Annotated in this window: 12 protein-coding genes and 3 pseudogenes; 6 read left to right on the forward strand and 9 right to left on the reverse strand. The window is 48.2% G+C overall.

Going from position 1 to position 14578, the window contains the following annotated elements; genetic code table 11:
• Positions 1 to 80 precede the first annotated feature (80 nt).
• Positions 81 to 146, reverse strand: a pseudogene (locus tag JCM2765_RS19065) (hypothetical protein); the annotation flags it as partial.
• A 327-nt stretch (positions 147 to 473) separates the two neighbouring features.
• A complete protein-coding gene (locus JCM2765_RS07755) occupies positions 474 to 1121 on the reverse strand; it encodes a M57 family metalloprotease (RefSeq protein ID WP_054735809.1) in 648 nt (215 codons plus the stop codon).
• A gap of 146 nt (positions 1122 to 1267) precedes the next feature.
• On the opposite strand from JCM2765_RS07755, the gene JCM2765_RS07760 reads away from it, so the two are divergent.
• Both JCM2765_RS07760 and JCM2765_RS07765 read left to right on the forward strand, forming a co-directional pair.
• Complete coding sequence (locus JCM2765_RS07760) at positions 1268 to 2083, forward strand: sugar phosphate isomerase/epimerase family protein (protein WP_054735810.1); 816 nt, start codon at positions 1268 to 1270, stop codon at positions 2081 to 2083.
• Positions 2084 to 2104: 21 nt separating this feature from the next.
• On the forward strand, positions 2105 to 2671 hold the full coding sequence (locus JCM2765_RS07765) for a DNA-3-methyladenine glycosylase I (RefSeq protein WP_054735812.1): 567 nt from the start codon (positions 2105 to 2107) through the stop codon (positions 2669 to 2671).
• A 43-nt stretch (positions 2672 to 2714) separates the two neighbouring features.
• Here JCM2765_RS07765 and JCM2765_RS07770 read toward each other — a convergent pair whose 3' ends face one another.
• The 4 genes from JCM2765_RS07770 to JCM2765_RS07785 form a co-directional block, all read right to left on the reverse strand.
• Entirely contained in the window at positions 2715 to 3008 is a 294-nt protein-coding gene (locus JCM2765_RS07770) for a hypothetical protein (RefSeq protein ID WP_054735813.1), read from the reverse strand.
• 322 nt (positions 3009 to 3330) lie between these two features.
• The gene (locus JCM2765_RS07775) at positions 3331 to 4350 is read right to left on the reverse strand and encodes a glycosyltransferase family 2 protein (RefSeq protein ID WP_054735815.1); all 1020 of its coding nucleotides are present in this window, start codon (positions 4348 to 4350) and stop codon (positions 3331 to 3333) included.
• A 32-nt stretch (positions 4351 to 4382) separates the two neighbouring features.
• Positions 4383 to 4985 carry a mannosyltransferase YkcB-related protein gene (locus JCM2765_RS17130; RefSeq protein ID WP_156301723.1) on the reverse strand — a complete coding sequence of 201 codons (603 nt, stop codon included), beginning with the start codon at positions 4983 to 4985 and terminating at the stop codon, positions 4383 to 4385.
• On the reverse strand, positions 4907 to 6148 hold the full coding sequence (locus JCM2765_RS07785; RefSeq protein ID WP_082405046.1) for a glycosyltransferase family 39 protein: 1242 nt from the start codon (positions 6146 to 6148) through the stop codon (positions 4907 to 4909). The genes JCM2765_RS17130 and JCM2765_RS07785 overlap by 79 nt, the downstream gene beginning before the upstream one ends.
• Before the next feature lie 373 nt (positions 6149 to 6521).
• Here JCM2765_RS07785 and JCM2765_RS07790 point away from each other — a divergent pair.
• The 4 genes and pseudogenes from JCM2765_RS07790 (at position 6522) to JCM2765_RS07805 (ending at position 10353) form a co-directional block, all read left to right on the forward strand.
• Positions 6522 to 7208 (forward strand): annotated as a pseudogene (locus JCM2765_RS07790) (response regulator transcription factor).
• Position 7209: 1 nt separating this feature from the next.
• On the forward strand, positions 7210 to 8514 hold the full coding sequence (locus tag JCM2765_RS07795; protein ID WP_054735821.1) for a sensor histidine kinase: 1305 nt from the start codon (positions 7210 to 7212) through the stop codon (positions 8512 to 8514).
• Between the two features lie 957 nt (positions 8515 to 9471).
• Positions 9472 to 9612: a matrixin family metalloprotease gene (locus JCM2765_RS18095; protein ID WP_263849375.1), complete on the forward strand. Its 141-nt coding sequence runs from the start codon at positions 9472 to 9474 to the stop codon at positions 9610 to 9612.
• 12 nt (positions 9613 to 9624) lie between these two features.
• The gene (locus tag JCM2765_RS07805) at positions 9625 to 10353 is read left to right on the forward strand and encodes a potassium channel family protein (RefSeq protein WP_054735825.1); all 729 of its coding nucleotides are present in this window, start codon (positions 9625 to 9627) and stop codon (positions 10351 to 10353) included.
• Between the two features lie 903 nt (positions 10354 to 11256).
• Here the strand turns inward: JCM2765_RS07805 and JCM2765_RS07815 are convergent.
• From JCM2765_RS07815 to JCM2765_RS07825, 3 genes and pseudogenes are all read right to left on the reverse strand, one after another.
• Positions 11257 to 12626 (reverse strand): annotated as a pseudogene (locus JCM2765_RS07815) (sugar porter family MFS transporter).
• Between the two features lie 462 nt (positions 12627 to 13088).
• A complete protein-coding gene (locus JCM2765_RS07820; protein WP_054735829.1) occupies positions 13089 to 13493 on the reverse strand; it encodes an aggregation-promoting factor C-terminal-like domain-containing protein in 405 nt (134 codons plus the stop codon).
• 418 nt (positions 13494 to 13911) lie between these two features.
• Complete coding sequence (locus JCM2765_RS07825; RefSeq protein ID WP_054735831.1) at positions 13912 to 14319, reverse strand: organic hydroperoxide resistance protein; 408 nt, start codon at positions 14317 to 14319, stop codon at positions 13912 to 13914.
• Positions 14320 to 14578: the final 259 nt, after the last annotated feature.

Raw genomic sequence — 14578 nt, forward strand, 5'->3', positions numbered from 1 at the left:
TAACGCAACTGCATTAAGTTCACGTAAACGGAGCGCATGACCGGTAGATTTGATCTTGCACAATTTTTGACTCATTGCAGCTACTGAACATTGACCACGATTGTTTCTGCAACTGTTGAGTTACTATTAAACGTAACTGTCACGCAGTTTCGTCAACTTCAGCACGTGACCGTCAGCAGTTCTGGTTGCCAACAGCGCACAATGTAGCGGGAGGCGGAGGCGCGCGGGGCTCAGCAGTGTTGGTATGACTTAAGCAGTCGTGCCCCGTGGGGTTCGGGGTGCGAGTGCTTTAGTCATACGCGGGTCCGGAGAGATCCGGCACGGAAGTGGTCTTCTTCCGTTCCTAGCTCGTAGGCCCGCCACTGCGTTCCAGTCCCCGCATAGCGCCGGAGCCTCCCGCGGCATCTTCCCACTATAGAGAATCAGAATCACTGAATTTCACAAACTGAACATGCATACACTGGACACAAGCGTCAATTGCTGATAATCACCGAAGTATCCGCCAAGGCCTCAAACGCCTGCAAGTCACATATGATGGTCACCGGTTCGTCATCCAGTTGCACCATCAGTGGCGTGGCAACTTGGAGTAGTGGCAACTGGTAATGCTGTTTCACACTCGCAACGTCTGCGGCCGAGATACCAGTGTAGCGGTTGCGATAGTACATCACGCTGGTGGGGTCGGTGCTATGCTGCAAGCCGATGACGTGGCCGAGTTCGTGTTCGGCGACGATGACGCGGGAAGCCTTGCTGTATTTGTAAAATTTGAACACGCCTGAGTTGATGCGGGTGATGGCGGATTGAATCTGGCTACCACGGCTGAAGAGTTGCGTTTGACCGGAAATGGCGAGGTCGGTGGTGGTGTTGGACCAGTTTTTGGCCTGAACCTGATTAGTAGTGGTAATTTTGAAGGTGAAGGCACCGGTTTTATTCCACGCGGTGATGGCCTGTTGCCAAATACCGCGGTAGTAGGCACTACCTTGAAGCTTAACGGTTGCTCTGGGTGTGGCGAACCGGTAAGGGCCAAAGGGGGTTGCTGCGTGTACCGGGAGACAGAATAACCAAGTGCTCGCAACCATGGTGAGTATCAGTATGAGTTGTCGAAAACGGTGAGAAAGTAACATCGCAAACCCTCCTTTGACGTGTCAGTTCTTAACGTTTGGTAATGAACCTTAACATTGTCTTAGTAGCTGTCATAATCAAGCCGAATTTATGGTTTTATTAAGTTAAAGCGACTATAACTGAAAGTAATAAAAAATGAGGTGATCAAATGATGCCAACGTTAGGATTAAAAGCAAGTACGTCATTCGAACAATTAAACGAACGACTACAGTATCGGCCAAGCGTCTTTGAATTTTATACAACTGCTGCAGACATGACGCCGAGTGGTCTGGCGCATTTGAAAGCGATGATTGCTTACGTTAAGGCCACCGGGGTGCGGACGATTGTGATCCACCACCCAATGGCGTTTAACCATCACCACAACGAGATTTCGGTTTCGGCGTTAGCGGATCCTGAAAGTTACCAGTTCATGATGACTAGCACGGAATCGTTGATCGAACTGGCCGTGGCCTGCAACGTTCAGGTGTTGATCCACGGCGCTTACAGTCAAACGGTACCCAATAAGCGCGAACTGATGGCGGCTCGTCGGCGCGTATTTAAACGCTTAGACTACTTTCAAGCTTTAGGTGGCAATCACGTGATGATTGAAAATTCCACCTCACCGGTCTTTGACTTCGGGGATCCTGAAATTGAACGCGAAGTCATGGCGCACCACTACCGGTTGTGCTATGACACAAGTCACGGATTCATCGTGCTCCAAGGCAACAACGATCAACTGGTTCGGAGCATCCGGCGATTAGCCCCCCAAACCGTGCACTACCATCTCGTTGACTCAATGGGGTTAACGCACGACAGTTTACCGCTGGGACGTGGTAAAATTGACTGGTATCGGGTGATGGGGGTTGTGAATCCTACGGCAAGTAACATTTACGAAATTGACTTGGCAGATCAAAATGATTGCCAAGAGATGCGTGATAGCCATGCGTATTTGACCCAACTGCTCACGACCCAGCAAGTATCTTAATTTGAACGAAGGACTGATTAGATGACCCGTTGTGACTGGGGTGAAACTGAGAACGACTTGATGCGGCACTACCACGATGAAGAGTGGGGTGTAGCGACTTACGATGAGACCGAAACCTTTGAGCTGATGACGCTGGAGATGATGCAGGCCGGTTTGAGTTGGCAAACGGTGTTAAATAAGCGGGCCCACTTTAAAGTGGCGTTTGCTCAGTTTGACGCAGCGAAGGTCGCTCAGTTCGATGATGCTGATGTCGCACGATTGATGGCGGATGCTGGCATTATTCGAAATCGGCGAAAAATTGACGCGACAATTGCGAATGCGCAGTTGCTGGTCAAGTGGCACGAAGCTGGCCGGTCGTTGAACGCCTATCTCTGGACGTTTGTTGACGGTAAGCCACAGGTGAACCGGTACGCCACGATGGCTGATTTACCGGGACAAACACCACTATCGCAACGTGTTAGCAAAGCCTTGAAAAAGGAAGGGTTCAAATTCGTGGGTCCCACGATCGTTCAATCCTGGCTAGAAGCACTGGGCATTCTGGACGACCACTTGGCCAGTTGCACGGTCAATCACGTTAAAACTAAATAAGCATTAAGTTGAAAATCGCACTGAAGTAGCGGGTTATGCTAATTCAGTGCGATTTTTGGGTTGTGTAAACTTGTGTTGAATCGGTAGTGACGTGACGTATTTGTGCGTTAATGATTTGCGCTAATTGGCCGGTCGTTGGCATCTGTGCGGCTTGAATTGGGGTCGTTGCCAGCGGTGCCAGGCCTGCGATAGCTATCATTCGGGATTGGCAGTCTCCCGCTAGCATTAAAATGATGAGCGACGTTGTTGAGATGTTGCCAACTCCGGTGCTTGTTGCAGTCGTATTCATGGTGTCATCGATTCGAGTACTAAGGTGGTTTTCTCTTTCAACGCTCATTTCTCCTTTATGATGCCTAACTTGTCCGATAACGGTGCAATTCAAATTAATACTAAGTGGGACGGTCAAAAAGACGGGCCTGACTGATAACTGTAACTGGATTTTATCGGCATCGGTGCGACATATCAATTGAAGCGACTTAAAAGCTCCAAAGACGGTACAGACCAAAAATGATGTAGTGGTATAGGACATTTTAATTATTGTTATAACGTCAAATCAGGATTGCTCATCAACTGGTCTAATTCAATTGAAGACAAAAATAAACAGCCTTGCGAAAGTCCTAAATTAGGAACTCAGAAGGCTGTTACGTCAAATCATCATGTTAACCGAGTTTAGGCTCACTTTCATCAAAGTCAGTGTGAGACTTTTTTTCACTCTTATCATTAGTGTTCGTTTTAAACGTCAATACCGATTGCTGCTTTGCCGAAAAGCCCGTTGCACTTTCAACAATGTAGAGCGGGCGTTTCTTAGCGGCGTTAAAGATCCGGTAAAGGTACGCGCCAGCAATCCCGAGGCTGACCAAAACGATGCCAACTAAGAAGAACAGCGCAAACACCAGAAATTTCAAGGTCGTCAGTCCGGTGAAGGCCGTACTTACCAGGTAGCCCAGACCAATCAACATCGAGAAGCCACCCAACCAAGCAGGCAGTTTTAGCGGAAGTGATGAAAAGCCGGTGATGCCATCTACCGCAAGGCGAACCATCTCGCGGTTGGCTGATTTCGTGTTGCCACGCTGCCGTTCTTGCCGTTCATAAGTCACGCTGGTCTGCTTGAAACCGACCCAGCTGACCATGCCGCGTAAGAAGGGATCGGGTTCGTCCATTTTACGAAGTTCCGTGACGACCCGACGATCCATTAAGCGGAAATCGCCAGCGTCCAACGGAGCGTTGATGGTGGTAATGGCGTGAAATAACCGGTAGAAACTGGCAGCCATCAACTTCTTGCTCCAACTGTCACCGGCCCGAGAAACCCGCTTGCCGTAAACGACCTGGTAGCCTAAGCGCCACTTATCGATCATGGCTGGAATCACGGCGGGTGGATCTTGCAAGTCAGCAGCCATCACCACCACGGCATCCCCCGATGCGTAACGCAAGCCAGCGGTAATGGCAATTTGATTGCCGAAGTTCCGAGACAGTTGAATCAGTTTGATGTTTTCGTTGCGTTGAACGGCTTGTTGAATCAACTTAACGCTACGATCTGTGGAGCCATCGTCAACGAAAATCAGGTCGTAGCTTTCTAGCCGGTTGGCAATGTAGTTTTCTAAGACGTCGATGGTTTCATCGATGCCAGCTTCTTCATTAAATACGGGAATGACAATGGAAATGTGTTCAGTTTGCGTCATTTTAGTCCTCCTTTGGGGCGTGAATCATGTGATTAGTTGATGGTACTAAGATCATAAAGTGCAGTTTTATTGAGTGGTCGGTGATGGGGACCGGCGACCGTTGACGTTGGGTTAGTTGCGGTGACCGCATTGGGCTTCGCCAGCGTTGGTCGGGTCTGGTACTGACTTGGTGCGACCTTTTTGGCGTTCGCTTTGATCCAACGTGTGATGGCGGTTGAGCTGGTGTTACCGGTTGTGTAGTAGAACCGAACCTGACCACTCGCGACGAGGTGCTTGAATTGCGTCAGTGTCAGGGTGGTTGCCGTGCCGCTGTAGCCACCCAGCGCGATGGCCGGTTGCCCGGTTTTCATCATGTAGGGCGCAGCGGTTGCGGTTTGGTCGGTAGCCATGAGGTATTTGGCCGTCCTCTGATTGGTTGTGAGATAGTTGAGTAACTTGGTGTCTAGGGTCGCCGAACTGGCAACGGTGGTGTGCGTGGTGCTCGTTGTTGCGGCTAACGCTGGGGTCAGCGACCACCAAGCTGGCGCGATGGCGATGGTCAGCAGGCCGATTGAAATTAACCAGCGGATGCTCGTCGTTGCCGACCAGAAATCAGCACCATGCTGACGACAGCGCCAATTGCGAGTAGCAACCAAGCCAAGAGTGCATAGTAGTTATAAACGTACCAGGCTTGCAGACTCGTCGTGGTAACAATGGCCAGCGGCAGCAAGTAGTACTGCCAGTTATTTAACGTCGATCGGTGATATAACCGAATCAAGACGGGCAGGGTAATGCCAAACAGTGCCGCAATGGCTGGTGCCAACATGACCAACGTATCCGCTTGGAAGGCGTTGATCATCAGCAAACCGTAAACGGGTAAGAGCCAGCCGGCCCACAACAGGAGTTGCTGTTGCTTGTTGGTGAGCTGCCACCACTTGCGCTTGGCATCCCGGAAGAATGACAAGCCACCGAAGAGGCCGAAGATGGCAAATGGTAGAAGCCAACTACCCTGCGAGCCAACCGTTGCTTGAACTAGTGACTGGGTCGTGGCAGTTGTTGTCGTGGCTTGATTTGGCGCCGGTCGGTTGGCGGTTGAACGGGTCATGCTGGTCGCCGTTGTTCGATTGGGGTGAGTGGTGCTGTTAGCTAATTGTTTTGGTTGAGCAGTGCTACTATCGCTGGTATAACTCGACTGGGCTAACAGGGATTGGTTGGTATTGGTTGAAAACGCGAGCTGCAAAGCAGAGGTCTGGGTTGCGGTTTGCGTGGTTGTGAAATCAATTGATAGGGGCCAAACGAATGATAAGGCGATCAGGGTAACGGCTGCCAGTGAGAGGTGGGTCAATTTTTGACGCCAAGACGTGGTGGTCGCTAACCAGTAAATGATGACCATGATGGGGAGAATTAAAAACGCCTGCATCAGTTTGATGTTGAAGGCAATCCCAATCATCGCAAAACTACCAATTAACCAGCCCAGCTGATCTTGTGCGAGGGCTTTTTCAAGTAACAAACAAGCGAGTAGTAGGAAGAAGAGCAGGGTCGTATCGAGATTATTAGCGCGTAAGTTAGTGACAACGACTGGGGTTAGCGTCATTGCCAGTGCAGCCAGTCGACCTGAAACGCGGCCAAAAGTTGGCATAATGAGTTGGTAGATCAACGCGACTGAACCAACGCCAAAACCAATCGAGGGGAGCACGAGGCTCCAGGTGTGGACCCCAAAGCATTTAGCACTAATAGCCATAAACCAAAGGGCAACGGGTGGTTGGGTACCGGTACTAACGTTGTTGGGGTCAAAACCGGCGACCCAAAACGCGTGCAACTTTTGGTCATGGTTGTGATAAGTTGGGTGTAGTAGGCGTTAGTCGTGCTGGCGTTACCGATCTGCCAGCTATAGAGAAACAGCGCAAGAATTAAAATAAGAGCAAAAACAAAGTCGATCGCGGGCACGTGAAATCGCTTGGTGTCAGTTGTCGACGGTGACGTGGCTAGCATGAGCTGCTCCTTCAGTCCAAATTCGGCTGTAACGCCCTTAAAATAAGCTGGCGTTCAACACTATTAAAGATACCTAAATGAACATAAGGGAACCTTAAAATTTAAAAAAAGTGGCCGAAGTCAAGATTTAGGCATTGACCTGCGCTCAAAAAGTCGCTAGGTTTAATACATCAAGACAAGTTTGATGGAGGTGCACGGAGATGAGTAGTGAACTTAAGATTTTGATCGTTGAAGACGACGAAGCGCTGGCCACCAGCCTAGAACGCTTTTTGACGGACATTGCGGAAACCACGGTCAGCAACGATGGTTTTGAGGGTCAGATGCTGGGGCAGGAGGCATTTATGACCTCGCCGTTTTAGATTTGATGTTGCCACAGATCGGTGGGTACGATATTTTAAAATACTGGCGGACGGAAGCAAGGTCGACATGCCCGTATTGATTTTAACGGCGAAGGATACGCTGGAAGATAAGGTTCACGGTTTTCAGTTGGGCGCGGATGATTACTTAACGAAACCCTTCCACCGGGAAGAACTACTGATGCGGGTCAAGGCGCTGTTACGCCGGACGGGTAGTTTAGGTGCTGATAACCAACTGAAAGTGGCCGGTTTTACGGCTAATTTGAACAACCGAACCGTTACGGTCGATGGCAATAGCCTGGCCTGAACGGGAAAGAATATGACCTTTTGATTTACTTTTTACAAAATCCTGATACCATCATTACGAAAGATCAGATCTTTGATCGACTTTGGGGCTTTGACTCCGATACTGCGCTTTCCGTGGTGGAAGTGTACATGAGCAACCTGAGAAAGAAGATCAAGGCCTGCGTCGCGGAACAACCGATCCGGACGCTTCGAAACGTCGGTTACATGTTAGAAACGGAGGATTGAGTTGAAAGTTAAAAACCCCGAAAAAAAGCAACAACTCCAGCTCTTTTTGAAGGAGTTAGTCACGTTTGCGCTGCTGTTTGCTGCCCTTGGGCTAGTGGTCTATTTCTTCTTTTACCAGTCCGTTTATCGCGATATCAATTCAGGATTTACCGGGCAAAAACAACGTATTTTGCAAAACGTGCCGCAGCCGAAGTGGAATCACTTACGGGGCACTCAAACTAAGAACACCGTCATGCCAACCAAGGATGGGCCGTTTCGAGCGGACATCGTGGTGTTTAACAGTAAGGGTAAAATCATGAACCAGGCGATGCTTGGGGAACGGGATTATAGTTTACTGAAGAAGACCAAGTTGAACGTGAACGATTTGGATAAAGTTCAGGAGCTGACGTTGTCTTCAGATGACGTTACCAGTCACTTCCGGACACTATTGATCAAGGTCCCCGCATCAAACTTAAACCCAATGTACGCCGGGCGTTATGTACTGATCATGGAGAACGTGGACGCGGACTTATTGGCGTTGAATAGTTTCCGAAATGCGCTGTTGGTCACGTTGATCATCTTCTGGATTTTAGCGATTGCGATTGCGTACCTGCTATCGCGGTCGAGTATGAAGCCGATTATTACGTCTTGGCGAAAACAGCGGGATTTTAGCGCCAACGCCGCGCATGAGTTGCGGACGCCGCTGACGGTGATTCAAAACCAACTGGAGTATTTACTGACGAAGCCAAAATCCCGGGTGATGGACGAAATTGACGAAGTGGCCACGGCGCTGGATGAAGTTAACCATATGCAGACGTTGACTAACCGCTTGCTGTTACTGGCACGGTCGGATTCAAACGTCATTCAAATTAATCCGGCAGAGGTTGATTTGCAGCAGTGGCTGACGCAGGTCACCAAACCGTACCAAGAAATCGCGATGAGCCAGCAAAAGTCCTTCCAATCCAGTATTAAGGTGGCAGGTAAGGGCAAGCTGGACGCCGATTTGATTCGTCAGTTGATCACCATTTTGATGGATAATGCGATCAAATATACGCCGGAGCACGGCACCGTTAGCATTAAAGCCACTAAGGTGCACGACAACCTCCAATTAGAGGTGGCGGATACTGGTGAAGGTATCGCGGACGAAGATAAGACTAAAGTGTTCGACCGTTTCTACAGAACGGATAAATCAAGAAATTCGAAAACCGGCGGCAATGGGCTGGGGTTAGCGATTGCCCACTGGATCGTCGGTCAGCATAAGGGCAAGCTTTATGTGAGAGATAATCATCCGCATGGGGCGGTGTTTGTGGTTAGTATTCCGTTGTAGAGCGCAAAAAACGCGGTTAGGACCCAGAATATAAGGCAGAAGAACAGGGACTCCTGGGCTTGGGAGTCCCTGTTCTTCTGCCTTATATGGCCGGGTCCTGCGTTTTTTTGCGCGTTTAGGCTACATAACAGATGTGAGGTTTCGGAAAATTAACCATGAAAAAAACGTTAAGCATCGGGGGACATCCTTACCAATATAACAGAGATAGTCTGAACTATTCTCATATATACAGCTATACCGCCCCCAGCATATTAGCCAATTAACGTCCAATTCCTCCAACGCGATCTCCAAAACCAAAAAATTCCCTAAAATCCCACCATAATAATTGACCTCACTCCAAAAAATCAGTAGTGTAGTAGCGATAAGAAAACGCGCCGAACCACCATGGCACACTAGAGGAGGCGCACTAATGCGCAAACGAACGTGGTTAACTTGGGCGGTTGCCCTATTGGTTCTGGCATTTGTGCCACTAACAATCGATGGCAAACCAGCGCCAGTTAACTTTAAAACTGAATTAACGAAATTAGCCGACCGGTATTTACCAAACTACGATGCACAACAATCGACGAGCAGCACGCAGAAGCGAGAAACGTCGTCGGCTGATCAAACGCCAATTGAAAACATTGTACAGGGGAAAACGTTGAAGAAGACTTACTACTACCACTTTGCTAGCGATGTTTCATCGTCCGCTCAGGTAGCGTTTGAAGCCGCAGTTGCGACGTATAACGCTACTGGACTTGTGAAGTTGGTGGCGGGGAACGCTACGGATAAGCAAAATTCAATTACCTTCTTTGTTTACGAAAAGCAGATGAGTAGCGCTAACACCCAGCAGGGGATGATTGAGTCTGGTCATGGAGGCCCAAAGATCATTCAACAAACTGGCTGGGGCGCCTATACGGTCAACCACGCCAGAGCGGGGCTCAACGTGGCTATCCACAACAGGCCATCAAGCAATCGGTGGCAACTCACGAACTGGGACACGCACTGGGATTGGATCATAGCACGAGTAAGCTATCAGTCATGTATCCAGTCGACCAGAGCCGAACAACTCTATCGACGGCGGATCTAAATGCACTAAAGGCCATCTACAATGATTAGTGGGGCGGTAAAATGACACAAACTAAACGGGTGATTGGGTACCACATTTTAATCACGATCCTGGTCTTGGCCTCGTCAGTTTTGGCACTGTTATTGCTGTGCCACGTACCAGTCGGTCCAATTGGGCATGCCATCAACACGGGACTATGGTTGTTCTTTGTTGCCGACTACTTCATCCGGTGGGCGATCACCAAGAACCGAAAGTGGTTTTTAATTGAAAATGCGTTTGATTTACTGGGCATTATCCCCATGCACCCAGCATTTGCGCTCTTTCGGTTAGGCCGACTGGTGCAGTATATTCGAGCGCACCACTTATTCTGGCACCTTGGACTCTCGGGGAAGTGGACGAAAAATTTTCACCGGTTCGTCTATGACACCGGGTTTATTTACCTGTTTACCATCAGTGTCGGCATCATCTGCATTAGTGCCTGGCTGTTTTCAATCGTTGAACACCAAACGCTATCCCAGTCAATGTGGTGGGCGGTCACAACGGCCACAACGGTTGGTTACGGTGATGATTCACCGAAAACGGCTTGGGGCAAAATGATTGCGACTGCCTTGATGTTAGGTGGCGTTGGCTTTATCGGGTTGCTGACGAGTACGATCACCGAATTCTTCACTGATCGAACCGGTGCTGCGGATGAACAGCAACAGCAACATGATGCGTTGATGAAACAGCTGGCGCAGCTGACTAGCGAGGTTGATCGATTGTCGAAGCAGGTTGATAAGCTAAAGAAGTAGCGGGTTACGCTTGTGTCCAGCGTAAGCATATTGCGGTTTAGTTTGTGAAGTGCGATGATTTGCTTGCGCTGACGATTCCGGTCAGCGACTAGGTTCCTGCTGTGGGGCCGGTCTGAGCCGAAGAGCGGTCTCAGACCTCAAATGTAAGCCTCGCCAAACCCCGTGCGAGTCTTCAATTTGTCCCCGATAATTGGCGGTTGTCGGAAGGACACCAACAACCACCAATCATCGCGACACAGCATCTACCTAGCCGCTGACCGGAATCTTACATTGGTCCAATTCGGCACTATTGTAGACCATCTCAAGTGCTTAACTGGTCGTCATGCTACAGTATGACAGCGATTGATGTTAACTCGGTAAACAGCACAATCGGTCAGTAGTTGTCATTTTCGTGATGAACAAGTCTAGCCTGAACATTGATTCAACTCGCTTGAACGTATTGCTGACCCGACGTCGTTACGTGGCCATTCAACACTTGCTGAGATGCTTGCAGTTGTCAGCGTGCGACAGTTTAACCCTTCATGATAAATTTTCGAGAGTGCGGTAATCGATGCCGACAGCCCGCAAACAAGAGGTCGGTCAGAAAATTGGGCTCAGCCGTGAAATTTCACTTAGCTGGTGAATTTCCAGCTTAGTGAAAGGCCGAATTCTGAGACGTGTTTTCCCGGCTCAGAATCGTGCCCACGGCGTTCCAGCCCAAATTTTCTGACCGACCGGTTGTGCCCACAATATCACCCACGATTAACGCGCCGACGAAGCCGAGTTTCACAAGCTCTGCACACTTACGCTGGACACAAACGACAACAAAAAACAACAGCAAAAAACGTCTCCTCAACATAACTGCTGAGGAGGCGTTTTGGCAATGTAGAAAAGCGATATTAAGAGAGAATCAGGAACGCTAGATTAATGTGAGGTAACGGTGTTTTCCGCTTCGTTGTCTTTTTCACGAAGGGTAGCTTCAATTTCTTCCAATGACCGGTTCCGAGTTTCGAAGACGAACTTGTGAACGAACCAGATGGAGATGAAGCACAAAACACCATACCCGATGAACAAACTACCAGTACCGAAGAAGTCAAGTAATGATGGGAAAGTAAGGGAAACAACCATGTTAGCTGCCCAGTTGATAACTGAAGCAAATGAGTTCCCTAACCCACGAATGTTAAGTGGGAAGACTTCACCAATCATGACCCACATTACGGGACCCCAAGTAGCGGAGAAGAAGGCGATGTAAATCGTCAAGGCGATAACACTGATGATAGCGGCAACGTGTGACCCACCGGAGAACTTCATCCCAAAGCTCATGACGAAGAGGGAAATACCCATCCCGATGGCCCCGCCAATCAACATCTTGGTCCGGTCGATCTTATCCATTATAGCAACGGCAACCGCAGTAACGATCACGTTAAAGATCCCGATCCCGATGTGGGCAAGCAAGGCTGCGGAAACCCCGAAACCAACGTCAGTAAAGATGGTTGGTGCGTAGTAGAGAACGGTGTTACACCCCATGACTTGTTGGAAGATGGCTAAGCCGATCCCAATAATCAATGAAGGACGAACGAACTTGCTAAAGAGTTCGCTCCAGCCACCACTCTTAATGTTAGCTTGTTGCTTGATTTGAGCTAATTCAGCATCAACGGCTTCTTTATTATCATTGTTCATGTTCATCAAAACGGCGTTGGCTTCATCAGTCCGGCCGGATTTGACTAAGAAACGAGGACTTTCTGGGAGAATCAAGCCACCGAAGAAGAGGATTGCGGCTGGAATAGCGGCGAACCCTAACATCCAACGCCAGCCAGTATACATGCCAGAGAAGCTGTAATTGGTGATGTAGGCGACCAAGATCCCAGTCATAACCATCAGCTGGAACAAACTTGAAACGGTCCCACGCTTGTCAGCGGGTGCCAATTCAGCTAAGTAAGTTGGAATCAAAGCGGAAGCAGCCCCAACGGCCATCCCTAAGATGATCCGTGAAACGATCAAAGTCCAGAATTCTGGTGAGAATGCTGAGCCAATGGCCCCAACGAAGAAAATAATAGCAGAAAGCAAAAGTAGTTTTCGACGACCATACTTATCAGAAGATGGTCCAATAATGGCAGCCCCTAAAACGGCCCCCAACAAGACGGCACTAACGACCCAACCTTGTTGCCATGAGCCAAGTGAAGTTGTTTTTGAATAAACAGGATGGCGCCAGAGATAACCCCGGTATCATAACCGAAAAGCAACCCACCAAGGGCGCCGAAGAAGTAAATAAAACCAGTCGACACTTTTCGCATAAAACGAATCCCCTTTGTAGTGTATTTTTAAGGTGCTAATAACAAGCTGCATGTAACAGTTGTAACTAAGTTGGTACATTAGAACAACCAACGTGGGTTAGTATAACGCTTATTTTTGAAAAAAGAAAGCGATTTCCAAAAGAAATAGTTACCGCTTACAAAGCAATAGTGGCCGAAATAGCCGGCATTACGGTGAAAAGGGTCGCTTAAGGTAGTTGAAAAAACTTTTCAGCACTAGAAAATTTTGTGAAAGTAAGCACAGACACAACCATAGTTTTTAATTATCATTCGATTAATTCTGAAAATAGTTGGTGAATCAAAGTGTTTTAAAGTCATTTTGGATAAGGGCAACAAAAAAGCACCGCGATATCATTAATCGCGGTGCTATTATCAGTTACCAAGGGAACTTGTGTACAAGACCACTTATGTAAGTAAGGGTGCGCCAGCGCGTCAGCCCTCAGTTTAGTACCAGTGGTGTGCTTGCCAGAAACGCTTAGCGTTCGTCCAAGTGCCATAACGGCCGGCAACGTAAGCGTTAGCGACCTTTTCCTGGTTCACGGCTGAGTAGTTGCCATGGAGGTATGAACGTAATAGTTGGTAACGGCCGTAACAGTTACCGTTACGAGCAGTATAGCTGTAACGAGATTCGCGGTAGGCAATCCAGTTCTTAGCAGCCTTTTGGGTCTTGGAAAGGCCGGCGTTGATCGTAGCGATTTGTTTCTTTTGGCTAGCAGTCAAAGTTGCGGCGTGTGCGGTAGTGGTTTCAGATTGTGGTGCGACGTGGGAAGTGGCGTTAGATGCCATCCCAAAGCCGAAGCCGATCATTAATAGAAAGAATGTTGCAATTTTTAAGTGTAGTTTTGACATATTTTTTATAATCCCCTTGTTGTTCACTGACTACTAGGATACCTGACGAATGTTTCAATTGTGTTAATAGCGAGTTACTATGCAATTAAATAGTTGTCACGGGTTGTCTAGAAAATTGGGGGATTTTTTAACAAATTTTAACTTTTAGTGGTCGTTAAAGCGGGCTATACCGCGCTTGAACGGCCTATTTAACAAAAATTACAGCGGTAGTGGTGGTTCGAAAAGTTGGCAGAAGATAATCGGGTTGATTAGCTGACTTCAATTGTTTCAATTAGAATCGTTCAAAATAGTTAAACGCCAAATCTACTGGCGGTCATGATTAGACAACCGAAATAATTGAATAAAAAACGCATCCCCGAGTACCACAGTTTGGTATTCGGGGATGCGTTTATTTAAAATAATCGAGTGCTACGCGATACTATTCAACGTTCAAAGTCACTTCAATATTGCCGCGAGTTGCCTTGGAATAAGGACAAATCTGGTTAGCTTGATCAAGGTAGGTTAATAGATCCGCTTCCGCAACACCATCAACGTGCGCAAAAAGGTCAACGCCGATGTGGAAGTCGGGACCGTCACCTTCTTGATAGAGGGCGACCTTGGCGCGAACCGTACTTTCAGCAGTAACGCCGGCTTGTTGCAATGCAATCTCTAGTGCACCGTTAAAGCAGGAAGCGTAACCAGCCGCAAACAGTTGCTCAGGGTTAGTGGTATCCTTGTCAACGCCGGGGGTGCCGATCTTGAAGTCCCACTTTTTATCGTTGGACCAAACTTCACCAGCTCGACCACCAGTGTTCGTCATCGTTGTTGTATAGAGTTTTTTTACCATTAAGGTCGCCTCATTTCTCAATAGATTAAGTTGTGTACAATTGAATTGTAACCGATTACAATGTGATTGTAAAGAAAAATGCTAAAATAAGTGTGGCTCGGCCGGGTTACAAAAAAATGAAAATCGGCTGAACTCAAATCACTAGACCAGTTAGATAATCTTTTTTTACTGGTAAGTTGTCGCGCCCAGAATGCCCGCATTAGTCGGTAATTTGCTTGTTGATAACCAATTCAGAATGGCAATTAGCAAAAACTTAGAG

This window comes from Secundilactobacillus similis DSM 23365 = JCM 2765, from assembly GCF_001311075.1.
GTDB lineage: Bacteria > Bacillota > Bacilli > Lactobacillales > Lactobacillaceae > Secundilactobacillus > Secundilactobacillus similis.